Here is a 17,539-nt window from a genome sequence, read left to right as displayed (position 1 = left end):
ACACCCCCTCAGGCATGTGGCCCGCTCCTGGTGCGGCTTGTGATGGGACCCCACCGCCACCGCAACCAAACCAAGCAACCGGCAGCCGCTCTGCGCAACAGGCGTGCCATCAACCTGCCCCCAGCGCTGGCCCCCATCTCAGATTGCCGGGGTCTGGGGCAGAGCCCCAGGGGAAGCACGCAAGGCGACCAGGCCGCACGCAAAAGCAGCCGCCCGCAAAAGCAGCCATCAACCCAAAGCCGCTACTTGCTCTTCGAAGTGCCCTGGTAGTCGTTGGTGACGATCAGGATGACCCCGGCCGCAGCAGACTGGATCCCGTCGAACCGGGGCTCCACCCGCGCCCGCAGCACCGACCCCAGCTCCTTGGCCGCGGCCTCTTCCTCAGTCCCGGGCCGGTAGTAAACGGTGGTGGTCGGAATCGTCCCGCCCGAGTAGTTGCCGGTCTCCGCGACCTCCCACCCGTTGGCCCGAACCTCGTCAGAAGCCTTCGAAGCCAACCCGGTGATCGTCGAGTTGTTGTAGACCCGGACAGGCGCCTTGGCGACCCCCGGCTGGGTGACGGGCGGAGGCGGCACCGCTGCCGACGACGCAGGTGTGGACGGCGGCACCGTGGGCGAAGCCGTCGTCGTCACGGGGGGCGCGGACGAGGGTGTCGAGGCGGGCGGCTCGGAAGCGGAAGTCGCCACCGGAGGCGCGGTCGACGACCCCTCCGCCACGGGCGGTGTGTCGTCGGAGGAGGAGCCTCCGCCGAACAGCGAGACGACTCCGATCACCAACGCGACGGCGGCGACGCCGAGCAGGGCGAAGCCTGCTGCCTTGGCCGGACGGGACGGGCTTGCGGACTCGGGGGAGGTCATCAGTCCTCGGTGCTCCTGGCGCGGGCGCGAACCCTTTGGCGGCCTGTCCGGACACCGCGCAGCCGCTTGACGAGCATCGGATCTGCGGCCAGGGCGGCTTCGGATTCAACGAGCGCGTTGAGCAGCTGGTAGTAGCGGGTCGCGGACATGTCGAACAGTTCCCTGATGGCCTGTTCCTTGGATCCCGAGTACTTCCACCACTGGCGCTCGAACGCGAGCATCGTGCGTTCGCGGCTGGTCAGCCCGTCAGCGGAGGTGAGCGTCTCGGCGTGATCCATCTGGCTCCCCACGGTCGCCACACCATCTCAGGTGCGGGCAATTCAATCACGTGATCGTTCCAACCTACCGCGCGACACCGACAGTTTTGGACGGCTTAAAGTTCAGCCATGGCCGTCCACCGCATCCGCATCGCCGGCGACCCCGTGCTCCACAACCCGACGCGCGAGGTCACCGAGTTCGACACCGAGTTGAAGACCCTCGTCGACGACATGTTCGAGACGATGGCGGCTGCTCGCGGAGTGGGGCTCGCGGCCAACCAGATCGGCGTCGACCTGCGGGTCTTCGTCTACGACTGCCCGGACGACCAGGGGGTGCAGCACCGCGGCGTGATCTGCAACCCCGTGCTCGAGACGTCCGAGGTCCCGGAGACCATGCCGGACCCGGACGACGACTTCGAGGGCTGCCTGAGCGTGCCCGGTGAGGCGTACCCGACCGGACGCGCCCAGTGGGCGAAGGTCACCGGGGTGGACCTCGACGGTCAGCCGTTCGAGGTCGAGGGCACCGGCTTCTTCGCGCGGTGCCTCCAGCACGAGACCGACCACCTCAACGGCTACCTCTACACCGACCGCCTCATCGGCCGGTACAAGAAGGAGGCCAAGCGGATGCTCCGCGACAACGAGTGGAACCAGCCGGGCCTCTCGTGGGACCCGAGCGACCCGGCCAACTTCGACGACGACGAGGACTAGGGCCGGAGCACCGCCTCCACCTGCTTCAACTCGTCCGCACTCAACGGACCGAACTCCAGCGCGCGAGCGTTCTCCTCGACCTGGGCCACCGTCCGGACCCCTGGGATCGGAACCAGGCGCGGAGAGCGCGCCCAGAACCACGCCAGCGCGCCCTGCACCAACGTGCGGCCGCCGGACGTCAGCACGTCCCGCACGGCCTCGCGCGCCTCGAAGTACGCGGGCGTCGGCTTGCCGTCCTCGAAGAACAGCAGCCACGCCGGGTCCGAGACGCGCACGTCGTCCGCCGGCAGCGGCGCGAACGTCTCCCGCGCCAGCAGCCCCATGGCCAGCGGGCGCCTGCACAGCACCGCGTACTCCCCCGCGTACATCTCGGGGTTGTCGAACAGCACGTTGATGTCGGCCTGCGCGGCCACACCGTGCTCGCCCTCGCAGAAGAACCGTGCCCGCTCCGGGTCGTCGGTGCTCCACCCGTATGCGCGGATCTTGCCCGCCGCGACCAGCGCCTCGCACTCGTCGCGCAGCAGCGCCGCCTCGTCGAGCCCGAGCCCGCCGAGGTGGAGCTGGTACAGGTCGATCCGATCGGTGCCCAGTCGCCGCAACGACCCCTCGACGGCGCGGCGCAGGTACTCGACCGTCCCGTTGTACCCCGTCAGCTCGCGCTTCGCAGGGTCGAACTCGTCGCCCCACTTGGTCGCGATCACGACCTCGTCCCGCACGTCCGCAAACGCTTGCCCGACCAGCTCCTCGGAGTGCCCGCAGCCGTAGACGTCCGCCGTGTCGACCAGACGAACTCCCAGGTCGAAGCCCCTGCGCAGGGCCTTCAGCGACTCCTCGTCGTCCGTCGGACCCCAGCCGACGGGCTGCCCCTCGAAGGTCATCGGGCCGCCCATGGCCCACGTGCCGAAACCCAACTTCCCCAGTTCCAAGGTCATGGCACCACCGAACATCCTGGAGCGCGCTCCAAGTCAAGAAACAAGTTGCGACCACAAGCCACCATCAACGCATGCCCATCGAAAACATCGTCGCCTTCGTCGCGGCCTCGTTCCTCATCGCACTGTCGCCAGGACCCGGCACGGCCATGGTCCTGCGACAGTCGGTGCACGGGCGGAAGGCCGCGCTGGCGACGGTGTTCGGCATGGAGGTCGGCGTGGCCTGCTGGGCCGTCGCCGCGGCTCTCGGCCTCAGCGTCCTGCTCACGGCGTCCGAGATCGCCTACCACGGGCTCCGGATCGCGGGCGCGGTCTTCCTGATCTACCTGGGCGTCAAGGCCCTGATCAGCAAGAGCCTGCCCGGTGCCGAACCGCCGCCCGCGAGCCACGCGTTCCGCAGCGGCCTGGTCGTGAACCTCGCCAACCCGAAGCTCGGCGTGTTCGCGATCTCGTTCCTACCGCAGTTCGTGCCTGCCGGGGAGGCCGGCAAGGGGGTTCTGCTCTTCCTCGCCGTCGGGTGGGTCCTGATCGACACCGTCTGGTACCTGATCATCGTGTCGGTCCTGCACACCGTTCGCGGCTGGCTGAGCAGGCCGCGGGTCCGTCCCGCGCTCGAGAAGCTGTCGGGCGGCGTGCTGCTGGCGCTCGGAGTCAGGCTGGTACTCGACCCGCGTTGAGTTCGGGTTGCCCCTGCGCCAGAAGAGCTCGGGCAGCCCGGCCAGCTCGGCGAAGGTGTGGCAGGCGGCCATCGACGCGTAACCGCCGGCCAGCACGTGCGCGCGGATGCGGTCCAGGCGGCCGAACTCGATCACCTCACCGGCGATCAGGAACGGCAGCACCAGCTGCCAGGCCTGCACGACGGCCGGACGACGTCGGTGAGGTGCGCGCAGGGCGGCACGGGCCACGCGGAGCAGGTGCTCGTTCGCGCTCATCGTGGACGGGTGCGCCGCGTGGTCCCAGTTCCACCGGCGCTCCTCGGTGACCGCGCACCGCACGCACTCGACCGGCCCGGTGCCGAGCTCGGCACCGCAGCGCGAGCACGCCAGCAGCGTCATCGCCCAGTCGACGCACGTCCACGGGTACTGGCCGACGTCCGCCGAGGTCACCAGCTCGGCCAGCTCCCGGTCGGCGAGCTGCGACGACGTGCGCAGCGCCTCCCAGTCGGCGAGCCAGAACTGGTCGAGCAGCTCCGCGCAGAAGCCGCAGTCGGGATAACCCCGGCCCGCCAGCTCACCGCAGGAAGGGCATGCCGAGACCACGGCGGGGCGCTGACCGCGACGCGCGCCGGGCGGGAACGGCTGGTGATCAGCCACGGGAAGAGATTAGGGGTAAAACGCGGCCTTGGCAGCTGCGGCGCGCGCTGACTATGGTCGGTTCTCGACAACTCAACAAGAACGCGGGAGCTCGCGCCTGAAGCGGGCTGAGAGGGTGACTGGCCGTCGTGCCGGTGTCACCGACCGCCTGAACCTGACCGGGTAATGCCGGCGTAGGGAGGAATGTCGTGACGGCACTTGACGACCGTTCGGTCAAGCCCAGTGTGACCACGGGCCCCATCTCGGGCTCGCGCAAGGTGTACCGCGATGGTGTGCCTTTCCGCAGGGTGGAACTGACCAACGGCGAGCATGTCGATCTCTACGACACTTCCGGTCCGTATACCGACGACAACGCGACGATCGACGTCCACAGTGGACTGCCCGACCTGAGGTCGGAGTGGATCGCCGCACGGGAACCGATCAACGGAGCTGTCAGCCAGCTCGCGTACGCGAAGGCCGGGATCATCACCCCGGAGATGCGCTACATCGCGGTGCGCGAGAACCTCGACGCGGAGTTCGTGCGCGACGAGGTGGCCATCGGGCGTGCGGTCATCCCGTTGAACCGCAAGCACCCCGAGGCCGAGCCGATGATCATCGGCAAGAAGTTCCTCGTGAAGATCAACGCCAACATCGGCAACTCCGCGGTGTCGTCGTCGATCGAGGACGAGGTCGAGAAGATGGTCTGGGCGTCCCGGTGGGGCGCCGACACGATCATGGACCTCTCCACCGGCAAGCGGATCCACGAGACGCGCGAGTGGATCCTGCGCAACTCGCCCGTGCCGATCGGCACCGTGCCGATCTACCAGGCGCTGGAGAAGGTCAACGGCGATCCGGAGAAGCTGTCGTGGGAGGTCTACCGCGACACCGTGATCGAGCAGTGCGAGCAGGGCGTCGACTACATGACCGTGCACGCGGGCGTGCTGCTGCGGTACGTGCCGCTGACGGCCAAGCGCGTCACCGGCATCGTCTCGCGCGGCGGGTCGATCATGGCCGCGTGGTGCCTCGCGCACCACAAGGAGAGCTTCCTCTACACGCACTTCGAGGAGCTGTGCGACATCCTGCGCACCTACGACGTGACGTTCTCGCTGGGTGACGGGCTGCGGCCGGGCTCCATCGCGGACGCCAACGACGAGGCGCAGTTCGCGGAGCTGCGGACGCTCGGCGAACTCACGCACATCGCACGCGCCAAGGACGTCCAGGTCATGATCGAGGGCCCCGGCCACGTGCCGATGCACAAGATCGCCGAGAACGTCCGGCTCGAGGAGGAGTGGTGCGGTGAGGCGCCGTTCTACACCCTCGGGCCGCTGGCCACGGACATCGCGCCGGCGTACGACCACATCACGTCCGCGATCGGCGCGGCGCAGATCGGCTGGCTCGGCACGGCGATGCTCTGCTACGTCACGCCGAAGGAGCACCTCGGCCTGCCGAACCGCGACGACGTGAAGACCGGCGTGATCACGTACAAGATCGCGGCGCACTCCGCGGACCTCGCCAAGGGCCACCCCGGCGTCCAGGACTGGGACGACGCGTTGTCCAAGGCGCGCTTCGAGTTCCGCTGGGAGGACCAGTTCAACCTGTCGCTCGACCCGGACACCGCGCGCTCGTTCCACGACGAGACGCTCCCCGCGGAGCCGGCGAAGACGGCGCACTTCTGCTCGATGTGCGGGCCGAAGTTCTGCTCCATGAAGATCACGCAGGACGTGCGGCGCTACGCCGAGGAACGCGGACTGTCCACAGTGGAAGCCATCGAGGCGGGCATGGCCGAGAAGTCCGGCGAGTTCGCCGACACGGGCAACAAGGTCTACCTGCCGGTCGTGGAGACCACGTGACCGAGGCGCCCCCGCGGGTGCTCACCATCGCCGGAAGCGATTCCGGCGGTGGTGCGGGCATCCAGGCCGACCTCCGCACGTTCTTCGCGTGCGGAGTGCACGGCTGTGTCGCGCTGACGGCCGTGACGGTCCAGAACTCGCTGGGCGTCACGGGCGTCGTCGAGATCCCGGCGGACACGGTCGCGGCGCAGGTCGTCTCGGTCGCCGAGGACATCGGCGTGCAGGCGGCGAAGACCGGCATGCTGGCGTCGGCGCAGATCATCGAGGCCGTCACGCCCGCGCTGGACCGCGTCGGCATCGGGGCCGGGAGGACCCCGCTAGTCGTCGACCCGGTCTCGGCCTCCATGCACGGCAACCAACTCCTCGCCGACAACGCCCTGGACGCGTTGCGCGGCCTGCTGTTCCCGCGCGCGACGCTGGTGACGCCGAACCTCGACGAGGTGCGGCTGATCACCGGCATCGCGGTGAAGGACCGCGAGGACCAGCGCGTGGCGGCGGAGGCGTTGCACGCGCTCGGACCGGAGTGGGTGCTGGTGAAGGGCGGCCACATGTGGGACGACCCGGAGTGCCTCGACCTGCTCTACGACGGCCGTGAGTTCATCGAACTGCCCGGGCCCCGCTACGACACCGAGCACACGCACGGCAGTGGCGACACCTTGGCGTCGTCGATCAGCTCGGCGCTCGCTCGCGGTGCCTCGGTGCCGGAGGCGGTGCGGTTCGGCAAGGACTTCATCGTGAAGTCCGTTGAGGCCGCCTACCCGCTGGGTGCCGGGTCCGGTCCGGTCTCGCCGTTCTGGAGCCTCGCCAGGTAGCGGGCGTACATCGCTCTCAGGTCCGTGGTCTCTGGATCGAGCAGCCAGACCGTCAACGCGCCTTCGATGAACGCGATCAACTCCACGGCGGCCGCTTCGCCCAGCACCGCGGCGAAGTGGCCGCGGAGCGCGCGGTTGCGGGCGCGGAACCGGTGCGTGATCTCGTCGTCGCGCGCCAGGTGCTCGGCCTGCAGAACCGTGTGCAGCGTCGCCAACCCCTTGTGCGCCATCGTGTACTCGGCGTCGTCGAGCAACGCCTGCGCGAGCTCGCTGCCCGTGACGCGCGCGACGGCCCGTGCGTCGAACTCGTCGAGGACCGCCTTGAGCAGGTTCTCCTTCGAGCCGAAGTGGTGGATCACCGCGGACGGCGTGACGCCCGCCTTCTTCGCGATGGCCGCGACACCGGTGCCCGCGTACCCGTTGGTACCGAACAGCTCTATCGCGGCATCGACGATCTCGCGGCGTCGCTTGACGCCGCGCTGCTGAACCTGCCCCTTGATCCCGACGATGGAAAAAGACTAGCCGAGCCCATTAGGCTGAACGACCGTGCAGGAAAATGAGATCAGAACCGAGCTGCTCATCCCGGCGCCGATCGACGACGTGTGGCGCGTGCTGGTGGACTTCGGCGGCTACGCCCGCTGGAACCCCGTCCTGGAGTACACCCAGGTCGACGGGGCGAGGACGAAGGTGAAGGCGGCCAAGGGCACGCCGTTCGAACGCGACTTCGACGGGGAGATCACCTCGGCCGACAAGTACGTGCTGGCCTCCCAGGGCGGCGACCCGGAGACGTTCTTCGGGCGCCACCGCTGGGAGCTCAGCGAGACCGACGGCGGCACCTTGCTGGTGAACGTGGAGTCCTTCACCGGCACGATGGCCGGGGACGTGCTGGCGCAGACCCGCGAGGTGCTCGCCGCCGAGTTCGACGCCTTCAACCGGGCGCTAGGAGTCGAGGCACAGGCAGAAGGGGTGGCCCGCGGGGTCTAGCAGCACCCGCACGTGCGGCTGCGGCTGGAACTCCGCGAGAACGGCCCCCAGCGCCACCGCCTCGGCGACGGCCGATTCCAGGTCACCGACCTGGAAGTCGAAGTGCATCATCGGGCGCTGCCGCCCGTCCTCGGGCGGCCAGACCGGCGGCCGGTAGCCGTCCGCCCGCTGGAAGACGAAGAACGGACCGTTCGGCGAGGCCGCCACGATCGCGGTGCCCGGCTCCTCGTGGCCGACGTGCCACCCGAGGAGCTCGGCGTAGAACCGCGCCAGGGCACCGGGGTCGGGGGCCTCGATCGACGTCCCCCACCACATGCCGGCGGTCCGCGACTTCACGGCTACTTGGACTCCTCGCCCACGAGGGTCTCCAGCGCGTCCAGGGCGCTCACGAGCGCGGCGACGTGTTCGGGCGTCAGCTGCTCGATCCTGCGCTGCAGTTCGCGCACCCGCGCGGACCGCACGCCGGACACCATCGTCTCGCCCTCGGGCGTGGGGGTGGCGAGCCAGGCGCGGCCGTCCTGCGGGTCGGGTTCGCGCTTCACGTACCCGGCCTCGACCAGCGCGGCGACGATGCGGGACAGCGTCGGGGGCGCCACGCCCTCCTTGGTCGCCAGGTCGCCCAGACGCATCGGACCGCAGCGCGCGAGGGTGGCGAGCGCGGAGACCGCGCCGGGGCCCAGGCCGGGGGATCCGGTGCGGCGCAACAACCGGGCCAGCCGGCCGATCGCCAGGTACAGGCGCGCCGTCGCGTCCTCGACCTCGGCGTCAATGGGGGCGGTCACGGCTAGTCGTCCTCCTCGGCGGAACTTACGTAGTTCTCAATCATCCCCCAACACGCGAGTACCCAAGGTAGCGACTCAGAGACCCGGCGAAGACGCTTGGGCCCAAAAGCGCTGCGGAATTCGCCCGGCCAAGCGCGCCAGCCGTCCGCCCTCGACCGCACAACGCATGGCGGCGCCCATCCGTTCCGGGTCCTGGGCTCGTGTGACGGCGGTCGCCAAGAGGACCGCTGAGCAGCCGAGTTCCATTGCGAGAGCGGCGTCCGAGGCCGTGCCGATGCCCGCGTCTAGAACTACTGGAACAGATGCACGAGAAGTGATCAGCTCGATGTTGTGGGGGTTGCGGATTCCCAGCCCCGTGCCGATGGGAGAACCCAACGGCATGACCGTGGCGCACCCGATGTCCTCCAGCTTCCGCGCCAGCACCGGGTCGTCGTTGGTGTACGGCAGGACGACGAACCCGTCGTTGACGAGCCGTTCCGCCGCGTCCAGCAGCTCGACCGGGTCGGGCAGCAGGGTCTCCTCGTCGTGGACGACCTCGAGCTTGACCCAGTTCGTCTCGAGCGCCTCCCGTGCGAGCTGCGCGGTCAGCACGGCCTCGGCGGAGGTGCGGCAGCCCGCGGTGTTCGGCAGGACCTCGATTCCAAGGCGCCGCAACAACTCCAGGACACCGGTCTGCCCGGCCGCGTCGACCCGGCGCATCGCCACGGTCGTCAGCTCGGTGCCGGACGCGACCAGCGCCCGTTCCAGCACCGACAGGTTCGCGGCACCGCCCGTGCCGGTGATGAGCCTGGAGCGGAACTCCCGGCCCGCGATGATCAGCGGATCGTCCACGTCAGCCTCCCTGGACCGCGGTCAGCACCTCGACGACGCCGCCGTCCGGCACGATCGTCGAGCCCCACAACGCCTTCGGCACCACGGCGCCGTCCAAGGCCACCGCCACGCCCTTCTCGGGTGCCCCCACCAGCGTCACGACCGCGGCCACCGACGTGCCCTCGGCCAGGTCGCGGGAGGTCCCGTTCACCTGTGCCCTCACGAAGTTCCTCCTCGAAGCAGCTCGACCACGACCTGTGCGGTGTGGGGGGCCAGCAGCAGACCGTTGCGGTGGTGACCCGTCGCCGCGATCACGCCGGGCTCCAGCCACCGCACGACGGGGACGTTGTCCGGGCTGCCCGCGCGGAAACCCACGGCGGCCTCGGTCAGGGCGTACTCGGCGATGCCCGGCAGCACGGTTTCCGCGTCCCGCAACAGATCTCGCACGCCCGCGACGGACACGTCGGTGTCGAACCCGGCCTCGTACTGGGTCGCGCCGACGACCAGCCCGTCGTCGCGCGGCACCAGGTAGACGGGACGGCCGGAGACCAGCGCGCGGATGGTGTGGCGGGGCGGTGGCAACGCTCCTGGGCGGTGCGTGAGCCGCAGGATCTCGCCCTTGACCGGGCGGATCACGTCCCGCAGAGCCGGGTGCAGCGACCCGCTCCACGCCCCGGCCGCGATCACCGTGACGCGTCCGTCCACATCGGAGAGAACACCGGCCTCGCGACAAGCCTTCCACAGTGCGGAAAGCAACAGCCTGTTGTCGACGGCGAGGTCACCCGGCGCGTACACGCCACCGCGCACCGCCGGTCCCAGCGAGGGTTCGAGGGCCCGGATCTCCCGCGACGTCAGCAACTCCCCCGCGTGCCGCAGGTCGGCGAGGTCGCCCGGCTGCGTGCCGACGGCCAGCGTTCCGGCGTCGAACAGCGGCACGCCGATCGACGCGGCGAACGACGGCCACAGCGCGAGGGCCTCGACACCCTGCGCCACCACGGCTTCCTCGCCGGGCCACGCCTCCGTCAGCGGTGCGAGCATCCCGCCCGCGACCCGTGAGCCCGCGTGCGGCGAGCCCAGGTCCGTGACGGAGACGGAGAACCCGGCCCGTGCCGCGGCCAGGGCCGCGGACAGACCGATGACGCCGCCACCCAGGACGGCCACTTCCACACTGCTCAAGGCATTCACGCTCCCTGCGCCGGCATGACCCGGATCAGGTTCGACGGTCGGAGCGAACCACGCTCCCTCTCAGCCCGGTGTTCTCCAGGCTCCCGTGCGGACCGCCTTCAACATAACGGTTAACGTGCGTGCGTGCCAGGACTCGACGGAAACCTGATCAGGCAACGACTCGCCGACGCGACCCTCTACCTCTGCACGCCGAACCGGCCTGATCTGGCCGAGTTCGCGGACGCGGTCCTCGCGGGCGGCGTCGACATCATCCAGTTGCGGGACAAGTCACTGGAGGCGAAGCAGGAGATCGAGGCGATCGAGCTCCTCGCCGAGGCCACCGAACGCCACGGCAAGCTGCTCGCCGTCAACGACCGCGCCGACATCGCGCACGCCGTCGACGCCGACGTGCTGCACCTCGGCCAGGACGACCTGCCCGTGCCTCTCGCCCGCAGGATCATCGGCGACGAGGTGGTGATCGGCCGCTCCACCCACGACGTCGACCAGATGACGGCGGCCGCCGGGGAACCCGGCGTCGACTACTTCTGCACCGGCCCCTGCTGGCCGACCCCGACCAAGCCGGGCCGCCCCGCACCGGGCCTCGACCTCGTCCGCGCCACGAAGACCGACCGCCCGTGGTTCGCGATCGGCGGCATCGACCTGACGAACCTGCACGAGGTGAAGCAGGCCGGCGCGACCCGGGTCGTCGTGGTCAGGGCCATCACGGACGCCGAGGACCCGCGCCGTGCCGCCGAGTTGTTCAAATCCGAACTTGATCGTTGAAATTTGAACTAAAAGGCGTACGCTCGAAGACGTGAGCGCACCTGTGCTGTACCTGAGCCACGGGGCTCCCCCGCTGGCCGATGACGAGACGTGGACCAGAGAGCTCAAGGACTGGTCCGCCACCCTCCCGCGCCCGGAGGCCGTGCTCATGGTCTCCGCGCACTGGGAGGAGGCGCCGACGACCATCGGCGCGACCACGACCGTGCCGCTGGTCTACGACTTCTGGGGTTTCCCGCAGCGGTACTACGAAGTGACCTACGAGGCGCCGGGCGCGCCGGAGCTCGCGAACGACGTCCGCAAGCTGCTGGGCGGCCATGTCGAGCAGGACGAGGAGCGCGGCCTCGACCACGGCGCCTACGTGCCGCTCAAGGAGATGTTCCCGGACGCCGACGTGCCGGTGCTGCAGATGTCGTTGCCCACGCTCGACCCCCGCAAGCTGCACGAGGTCGGCCGCAGGCTGGCGCCGTTGCGGGACAAGAACGTCCTGATCGTCGGCAGCGGGTTCATGACGCACAACCTGAGCTGCGTGAACTTCCCGGCCGGACCGGACTACGAGCCGCCGTCGTGGTCGAAGGAGTTCGACGACTGGGCGCACCGGCAGCTGGCCGCCGGTGACGTGGACGCGTTGCTGGACTTCCAGGTGAAGGCGCCGGCCGCCGGGATCGCCCACCCGCGGACCGAGCACTTCGCACCGCTGTTCGTCGCCCTCGGCGCGGCGAGCGACGAGAAGGCGCGCACCAGCGTCGAGGGCTTCTGGTACGGACTCTCGAAGCGATCAGTGCAGTTCAGCTGAGCCTTCGAGGAACAGGGTGGCGAGCCGCCGCGCGATCGCGGGCGTCCCGTTGCGGACGCCCCCGCTCGCCATCAGCAGCAGCACCAGGTCGTCGACCGAGAAGTCCGCGCGCAGCCTCCCAGCCGCCTTGGCCCGGCGGATCAGCTCGGTGAGCTTGTGGAACGCCGTCTCGCGCACGACGCCGAAGTCGATCGCCCGCGGGTAGGCGGTCGTGAACGCCGCCGCGAACCCGCGGTCGAGCACGTGCAGCCGGCAGATCTCCTCCACCGTGTGGCAGAAGCCCAGCCACGGGTCGGGGTGCGCCAGCCCGTCGTCGACCGCGGCCGTGCACGCCGCCATCTGCTCCGAGAAGGCCTCCACCACGAGCGCCTCCTTGGTGGGGAAGCGGCGGTAGAGGGTCGCCGGACCGACCCCGGCGCGGCGGGCGAGCTCGCGCATCGGCACGTCCAGGCCCTCCGTCGCGAACGCCTCGCGCGCGACCGCCATGATCCGGTCGCGGTTGTCCTGGGCGTCCGAACGCAGGTTGTGGGTCAGATTCGCCGTCACCGTCTCAGTTTCCTCTAAACGGACGGCCTGTTCCACTAATTTCGCCGTCATGCGAGCACTCCAGTTCACCGAGTACGGGCCCGCCGACGTGCTGCACGTGGCCGAGGTCGCCGAACCGCACGCGGGCCCGGGCCAGATCCGGATCGCCGTGCGGGCGTCCGGGGTCACGCCCGCCGACGCCGGACTGCGGTCGGGACGGTTCGGCGCGCGGCTGGCGCTCCCGCACGTGCCGGGCGTGGACGCGGCCGGGGTCGTCGACGAGGTCGGCGAGGGGGTGAGCGGTGTCGAGGTGGGCGACGAGGTGTTCGGGATGGTCGACCTGGCCCGGCTCGGCGGCGCCAACGCCGAGTTCGCGGTGCTGGCGGCGTGGGCGCCCAGGCCGTCCGCGCTGAGCTGGGAGCAGGCGGGCGGGGCGGCGGCCAACGTGGAGACCGCCACCAGGGCGCTCGACCTGCTGGACGTGCGCGACGGCACGACGGTGCTGATCGCGGGCGCGGCGGGAGGCGTCGGAACGGTGGCGGTCCAGCTGGCGGCGGCGCGAGGAGCGGAGGTGATCGGCACGGCCGGGCCGTCCACGCAGGACTTCGTCGCGGGACTGGGCGCGACTCCGGTCGTCTACGGCGAAGGGCTGGCGGACCGGGTCGCGGCGCTCTCCGCCAGCCGGGCCGTCGACGCCGTCCTGCACTGCGCGGGCCCGGTGCCGGAACTGGTGCCGATCGCCGGCTCACCGGATCGCGTGGTGACGATCGCCGACCTGTCCGGCGAGCACGGGGTCCGGCTGACGCACACGGCAGGCGGTCCCGGCTCGGACCCTCAGGCGCTGCACGGTCTCGCCATCGCGGCCGCGCTCGCGGAGCAGGGCTCGTTCACCGTGCCGCTCGCCGGGGTCTTCCCCCTCGCCGAGGCCGCCGACGCGCACAGGCTGAGCGAGACGGGCCATGCCCACGGGAAGGTCGTGCTGGTCCGATGAACGCGAGAACGCCGCGACACCAGCAGGTGCCGCGGCGCTCTCAGCTCAGGACTAGCCCCGCGTGAGGGTCAGGCCGTAGCGCGACAGGATCGGGTTGAGCGGCTGGAAGTACGTGGTGCCGCCGGACGAGCAGTTGCCCGAACCGCCGGAGGTCACGCCCTGGGCCTGGCCGAAGCTCGTGCCCGCCACCCACGAACCACCCGAGTCGCCGCCCTCGGCGCAGGCGTTGGTGCGGGTGAGGCCCCGGACCTGGCCCTGCGGGTAGTTCACGGTCTGGTTCTTGGCCTGGACGGTGCCGCAGCGCCATCCGGTCGTCGAGCCCGAACGGCAGATCTGGGCACCGACGGCGGCCTCGGTGTTGCCGCGGACGATCACGTTCGTGCCGTTGTAGCGGTTGACCCACGGCCGCGGGGTCCAGTTCGAGTTGGTGCGGACCCAGGCGTAGTCGTTGCCGGGGAACACCGAGCCGGCGAACGTGCCCTGCGCGACCCGGTTGTAGCCGGAGACGGCCGTGCCGGTGGTGCCGCAGTGGCCCGCCGTCACGTAGCCGCCCGACACGGAGAAGCCGAGCGAGCAGCGGCCGCCGCCCATGTAGATGGCGTCACCGCCGCGCAGGTCGTACAGCGGGGTCGGGCTCTCCGTCACCTCGGTGACCGAGACCGCTCCGCTGACGGACTTCGCGGTCGCGATCCACTGGTCCGCGGCCGCGTCGCGCACGTTCTTGTTGACCTCGACGACGACGCTGTTCGACTTCTCGTCGACGCGCCAGCTCGTGATCGCCTTGGGGGCGGTCATCAGGTCGAGGACCGACTTGGTCCCGTTGAGCTGGGTGAGCGAGTGCTTCACAACCTGGGTGTCCGCGCCGGTCACGGAGAGTCCCGACTTGGTCACGGCGACGGTCAGTCTGCCGCTCGCCTGGTCGATCCAGGCTCCGCCGAACGCGTCGCCGAGGGAGGTCTTGGCGTTCTCGGCGACACCGGCCAATTGGTGGTCAGACGCCAACCGGACGCGGGCCTGGTCAGCGTTCAGGCCCAAATCACGCTCCACCGCTTGGAGCAATTCGGCCGGGTAGCTCTCCGTATCGGAACCGGTTGGGGCGACTGGTGCGGCAGGGGCGCCAAACGCCGGTACGCTGAGAGCAGTGACGACTCCGGTGGCGAGCAACACGGCACCGGTTACACGGGCCGCACTCGTGCGGTTCATCAAGCGTCTCCCTCACTTTCGGGTGCAGGGGAACCCGAGAGTCGGTTGCAGGGACCTCTCTCGGGGGCTCTAGGGGGACGGGTGGTGGGGCGGCGGCAGGGGTCGCCCCACCCCTCCCGTCCTCGGTCGCAACGCGAATCCACGGCAGGCGCCGGGCTCAAGCGGACGTGCCACGAGCCTCATTGCGCCTCCTCCCGGTCTGTTATGACCGATTTACTTCGCCCGTTCGAGTGAAGTTGCGGAACTCTCGGCTATGACGCCCCGCCTCGAACGTGAACGAAGTGTGTCACAGCTCACGACAGATCAACTCCGGTGCGTAGCCATTGACAGTTAACTATCGCTCAACGTAGTGAACTGATCACCGAATGGGGTCGGCGCTGGAGGAGGGCGCGGGACTGTCGCTCGGCTGTCCGGAACCTGTCGACGTCGTCGTGGGTTCGGTGGTCGTCGTGCTGCCCGACGACGACGGGGTGGACGCGCTCGGCGGGACCGTGACGGTGACCGTCTCGGTCTTCGTCGTCTCGGTGTGCGTCTCGGTATGGGTGCTTGTGGACGGTTTGCCCGTATCGGCCGTCACGGGTTTGCCGGTCACGAGCTGGACGCTCGTCGCGGTGAGGACGGTCACGACGAACACGAGCAGACCGCCGACAGCTATTATCTGCCAACGCTTTTCGCGTTCCATCGACCGTTGGTAGAACACGGCGCCGACGGTCGTGACGACACTCGCGAGGATCGCACCGACGATGGTGCCGACGAGGTTGAGGCGAAGGCTCAGAACGGCCGCCGTGGTGGCCGCGAGCACACTCGCGATGAGCTTGACGGGGGTGATCTTCTCCTTCTCAGACATGACACCCGTAGGACGTTGGGCACAGTTCACCGGTTGTGCCCCGGTGACGTGCATCATCGACCCATGCGCCTGGTGACCCTCGAAGACGTCCGCGCGGCCGCAGCCGCCATCGCCCCGCATGTCGTCCGCACCCCGTTGCTGCCCTTCGACTCCGGCCTGTGGATCAAGCCCGAGTCGTTGCAGCCGATCGGTGCGTTCAAGATCCGCGGCGCCGTGAACGCGTTGTCCCGCATACCTTCCGAGGACCGGGCACGCGGTGTCGTGGCGTACTCGAGCGGCAACCACGCGCAGGCGGTCGCGTACGCGGCCAAGACCCTCGGCATGCCGGCCGCGATCGTCGTGCCGGAGAACACCCCGCAGCTCAAGATCGACGCGACGCGCGCGCACGGCGCCGAGGTGTTCGTCGTCGGCATCACCGAGCGCGAGTCCCGCGCGTACGAACTGGTCGAGGAGCGCGGCGCCACGCTGATCCCGCCGTTCGACCACGCGGACGTGATCGCCGGCCAGGGCACCGCCGGCCTGGAGATCATCGCCGATCTTCCCGACGTGGCAACGGTTCTGGTGCCGGTGAGCGGTGGCGGACTGATCTCCGGTGTCGCGGTCGCGGTGAAGGCGCTGCGCCCGGACGTCCGCGTGATCGGCGTCGAACCCGAGCTCGCCGGCGACGCCGCCGCGTCGTTCGCCGAGGGCAAGCAGGTCCGCTGGAACGCGCACGACCGCGCCCGCACCATCGCGGACGGCCTGCGCGCCGAGCCGTCGGAACTCACCTGGGCCCACATCAGCGAGCTCGTCGACGACTTCGTCACCGTCTCCGAGGACGAGATCCGCGACGCCGTGAACCAGATCGCCCGCCGCACGCGGGTCGTCGCCGAGCCGAGCGGCGCCGTGCCCGTCGCCGCGTACCTGAACGCGAAGCTGCCGGACGGCCCGGCCGTCGCGGTGGTCTCCGGCGGCAACATCGAGCCCACCCTCCTGGCGTCGATCCTCGGATGATCGCGCTCCCAGACATCCGATCGGCGGCGGCGGTGATCGCACCGCACGTCGTGCGAACCCCGCTGCTGCCGTTCGGAACTGGATGGATCAAGCCGGAGAACCTGCAACCGATCGGCGCGTTCAAGCTCCGCGGCGCGCTGAACGCGTTGGCACGCCTGGAGAACAGGTCGAACGGCGTGGTCGCGTACTCCAGCGGCAACCACGCCCAGGCCGTGGCGTACGCAGCGCGCCTGCACGGTGTCCCGGCCGCGATCGTGATGCCGGACAACACCCCGGCGGTCAAGGTCGAGGCCACCCGCGCGCTGGGTGCCGAGGTCTTCATCGTCGGCATCACCGAACGCGTCGAACGCGCGGAAGCCCTGGTCGCGGAACGCGGCGCGGCCCTGATCCCGCCGTTCGACCACCCCGACGTGATCGCCGGCCAGGGCACCATCGGCCTCGAGGTCCTCGAGGACCTGCCGGACGTCGAGGCCGTTGTGGTGCCGATGTCCGGCGGCGGTCTGATCTCCGGCGTGGCGACGGCGGTCAAGTCGCTGCGCCCGGACGTCCGCGTGCTCGGCGCCGAACCCGAGCTGGCCGCGGACATCGCGGAATCGCTCAGAACGGGCGAACTGGTGCGCTGGGACCCGCTGAAGCGGGCTCAGACGGCCGCTGACGCGTTGAGGGACGAGCCCTCGGCGCTCACCTGGGAGCACATCGGCCGGTACGTGGACGACGTGGTCACGGTGTCGGAGGACGAGATCTTCGGGGCGATGGTGAGGCTGGTCCGGCGGGCGCGGCTGGTCGCGGAGCCCAGTGGGGCCGTGGCGGTGGCGGCGCAGGAGAAGATCGGTGGGGGCGGGGTGGCGGTGGTGTCGGGCGGCAACGTGGAGCCCGCGCTGCTGGCGAGGCTGTTGGCTGGCTGAGCTGGGACGCCGGCTGCGGCTGGCAGCAGGCGGTAGGGACGGAGCGCCGCAGGC

The 17,539-nt window shown here is 70.0% G+C and carries 23 protein-coding genes and 1 riboswitch; of the genes, 11 read left to right on the top strand and 12 right to left on the bottom strand.

Annotated features, from left to right (window positions below):
* Positions 1-242 precede the first annotated feature (242 nt).
* The gene (locus tag BMY74_RS02365; RefSeq protein WP_089908639.1) at positions 243-857 is read right to left on the bottom strand and encodes a LytR C-terminal domain-containing protein; all 615 of its coding nucleotides are present in this window, start codon (positions 855-857) and stop codon (positions 243-245) included.
* Entirely contained in the window at positions 857-1,135 is a 279-nt protein-coding gene (locus tag BMY74_RS02360; protein ID WP_089910320.1) for a DUF3263 domain-containing protein, read from the bottom strand. The genes BMY74_RS02365 and BMY74_RS02360 overlap by 1 nt, the downstream gene beginning before the upstream one ends.
* A gap of 108 nt (positions 1,136-1,243) precedes the next feature.
* On the opposite strand from BMY74_RS02360, the gene BMY74_RS02355 reads away from it, so the two are divergent.
* On the top strand, positions 1,244-1,822 hold the full coding sequence (locus BMY74_RS02355; protein ID WP_089908635.1) for a peptide deformylase: 579 nt from the start codon (positions 1,244-1,246) through the stop codon (positions 1,820-1,822).
* Here the strand turns inward: BMY74_RS02355 and BMY74_RS02350 are convergent.
* Positions 1,819-2,754 carry an aldo/keto reductase gene (locus tag BMY74_RS02350; RefSeq protein ID WP_218159496.1) on the bottom strand — a complete coding sequence of 312 codons (936 nt, stop codon included), beginning with the start codon at positions 2,752-2,754 and terminating at the stop codon, positions 1,819-1,821. The two genes, BMY74_RS02355 and BMY74_RS02350, sit on opposite strands and share 4 nt — an antisense overlap.
* A 71-nt stretch (positions 2,755-2,825) precedes the next feature.
* Here BMY74_RS02350 and BMY74_RS02345 point away from each other — a divergent pair, with 71 nt between their 5' ends.
* From BMY74_RS02345 to thiD, 3 genes are all read left to right on the top strand, one after another.
* Complete coding sequence (locus BMY74_RS02345) at positions 2,826-3,428, top strand: LysE family translocator (protein ID WP_089908632.1); 603 nt, start codon at positions 2,826-2,828, stop codon at positions 3,426-3,428.
* Between the two features lie 824 nt (positions 3,429-4,252).
* Positions 4,253-5,893, top strand: coding sequence for a phosphomethylpyrimidine synthase ThiC (gene thiC / locus BMY74_RS02335; protein WP_089910313.1), 1,641 nt, complete (start codon positions 4,253-4,255; stop codon positions 5,891-5,893).
* On the top strand, positions 5,890-6,705 hold the full coding sequence (gene thiD / locus BMY74_RS02330) for a bifunctional hydroxymethylpyrimidine kinase/phosphomethylpyrimidine kinase (protein ID WP_089908625.1): 816 nt from the start codon (positions 5,890-5,892) through the stop codon (positions 6,703-6,705). Before thiC ends, thiD begins: the two co-directional genes overlap by 4 nt.
* Here the strand turns inward: thiD and BMY74_RS46600 are convergent.
* Positions 6,648-7,139, bottom strand: a complete 492-nt coding sequence (locus BMY74_RS46600) for a TetR/AcrR family transcriptional regulator (RefSeq protein WP_425434815.1) — start codon at positions 7,137-7,139, stop codon at positions 6,648-6,650. The two genes, thiD and BMY74_RS46600, sit on opposite strands and share 58 nt — an antisense overlap.
* On the opposite strand from BMY74_RS46600, the gene BMY74_RS46595 reads away from it, so the two are divergent.
* Together BMY74_RS46595 and BMY74_RS02320 are read left to right on the top strand one after the other, a co-directional pair.
* Positions 7,053-7,265: a hypothetical protein gene (locus BMY74_RS46595; RefSeq protein WP_281244935.1), complete on the top strand. Its 213-nt coding sequence runs from the start codon at positions 7,053-7,055 to the stop codon at positions 7,263-7,265. The genes BMY74_RS46600 and BMY74_RS46595 overlap by 87 nt on opposite strands.
* Positions 7,252-7,689, top strand: coding sequence for an SRPBCC domain-containing protein (locus BMY74_RS02320; protein ID WP_089908620.1), 438 nt, complete (start codon positions 7,252-7,254; stop codon positions 7,687-7,689). Before BMY74_RS46595 ends, BMY74_RS02320 begins: the two co-directional genes overlap by 14 nt.
* Here the strand turns inward: BMY74_RS02320 and BMY74_RS02315 are convergent.
* The 5 genes from BMY74_RS02315 to BMY74_RS02295 form a co-directional block, all read right to left on the bottom strand.
* Positions 7,645-8,025 carry a VOC family protein gene (locus BMY74_RS02315; protein WP_342716572.1) on the bottom strand — a complete coding sequence of 127 codons (381 nt, stop codon included), beginning with the start codon at positions 8,023-8,025 and terminating at the stop codon, positions 7,645-7,647. The genes BMY74_RS02320 and BMY74_RS02315 overlap by 45 nt on opposite strands.
* A 2-nt stretch (positions 8,026-8,027) precedes the next feature.
* A complete protein-coding gene (locus BMY74_RS02310) occupies positions 8,028-8,471 on the bottom strand; it encodes a MarR family winged helix-turn-helix transcriptional regulator (protein ID WP_245785840.1) in 444 nt (147 codons plus the stop codon).
* A gap of 75 nt (positions 8,472-8,546) precedes the next feature.
* Complete coding sequence (gene thiG / locus BMY74_RS02305) at positions 8,547-9,302, bottom strand: thiazole synthase (RefSeq protein ID WP_089908617.1); 756 nt, start codon at positions 9,300-9,302, stop codon at positions 8,547-8,549.
* A gap of 1 nt (position 9,303) precedes the next feature.
* Complete coding sequence (gene thiS / locus BMY74_RS02300; RefSeq protein WP_089908614.1) at positions 9,304-9,504, bottom strand: sulfur carrier protein ThiS; 201 nt, start codon at positions 9,502-9,504, stop codon at positions 9,304-9,306.
* Positions 9,501-10,457, bottom strand: coding sequence for an FAD-dependent oxidoreductase (locus BMY74_RS02295; RefSeq protein WP_089908612.1), 957 nt, complete (start codon positions 10,455-10,457; stop codon positions 9,501-9,503). Before BMY74_RS02295 ends, thiS begins: the two co-directional genes overlap by 4 nt.
* A riboswitch (TPP riboswitch) is annotated at positions 10,452-10,563 on the bottom strand. Its footprint overlaps the gene before it by 6 nt.
* Before the next feature lie 26 nt (positions 10,564-10,589).
* Here BMY74_RS02295 and thiE point away from each other — a divergent pair.
* Both thiE and BMY74_RS02285 read left to right on the top strand, forming a co-directional pair.
* The gene (gene thiE, locus BMY74_RS02290; protein ID WP_089908609.1) at positions 10,590-11,228 is read left to right on the top strand and encodes a thiamine phosphate synthase; all 639 of its coding nucleotides are present in this window, start codon (positions 10,590-10,592) and stop codon (positions 11,226-11,228) included.
* A gap of 31 nt (positions 11,229-11,259) precedes the next feature.
* Positions 11,260-12,021 (top strand): dioxygenase family protein, encoded by a 762-nt coding sequence (locus tag BMY74_RS02285; RefSeq protein WP_245785839.1) that lies wholly within the window; start codon positions 11,260-11,262, stop codon positions 12,019-12,021.
* On the opposite strand, the gene BMY74_RS02280 is transcribed toward BMY74_RS02285, so the two are convergent.
* Positions 12,004-12,567 (bottom strand): TetR/AcrR family transcriptional regulator, encoded by a 564-nt coding sequence (locus tag BMY74_RS02280; protein ID WP_245785838.1) that lies wholly within the window; start codon positions 12,565-12,567, stop codon positions 12,004-12,006. The genes BMY74_RS02285 and BMY74_RS02280 overlap by 18 nt on opposite strands.
* Positions 12,568-12,616: 49 nt before the next feature.
* On the opposite strand from BMY74_RS02280, the gene BMY74_RS02275 reads away from it, so the two are divergent.
* Complete coding sequence (locus BMY74_RS02275; RefSeq protein WP_089908598.1) at positions 12,617-13,537, top strand: NADP-dependent oxidoreductase; 921 nt, start codon at positions 12,617-12,619, stop codon at positions 13,535-13,537.
* Positions 13,538-13,588: 51 nt separating this feature from the next.
* Here BMY74_RS02275 and BMY74_RS02270 read toward each other — a convergent pair whose 3' ends face one another.
* Together BMY74_RS02270 and BMY74_RS02265 are read right to left on the bottom strand one after the other, a co-directional pair.
* Positions 13,589-14,572: a S1 family peptidase gene (locus BMY74_RS02270; RefSeq protein ID WP_342716571.1), complete on the bottom strand. Its 984-nt coding sequence runs from the start codon at positions 14,570-14,572 to the stop codon at positions 13,589-13,591.
* 526 nt (positions 14,573-15,098) lie between these two features.
* Entirely contained in the window at positions 15,099-15,587 is a 489-nt protein-coding gene (locus tag BMY74_RS02265; protein WP_089908591.1) for a hypothetical protein, read from the bottom strand.
* A 63-nt stretch (positions 15,588-15,650) separates the two neighbouring features.
* Here BMY74_RS02265 and BMY74_RS02260 point away from each other — a divergent pair, with 63 nt between their 5' ends.
* Positions 15,651-16,580 (top strand): threonine ammonia-lyase, encoded by a 930-nt coding sequence (locus BMY74_RS02260; RefSeq protein ID WP_089908585.1) that lies wholly within the window; start codon positions 15,651-15,653, stop codon positions 16,578-16,580.
* Entirely contained in the window at positions 16,577-17,485 is a 909-nt protein-coding gene (locus BMY74_RS02255) for a threonine ammonia-lyase (protein WP_089908582.1), read from the top strand. The genes BMY74_RS02260 and BMY74_RS02255 overlap by 4 nt, the downstream gene beginning before the upstream one ends.
* Positions 17,486-17,539 lie beyond the last annotated feature (54 nt).

Origin of the sequence: Lentzea albida (assembly GCF_900111005.1) — a bacterium.
Lineage (GTDB): Bacteria > Actinomycetota > Actinomycetes > Mycobacteriales > Pseudonocardiaceae > Lentzea > Lentzea albida.
This window is presented reverse-complemented; position numbering and strand designations above follow the sequence as displayed.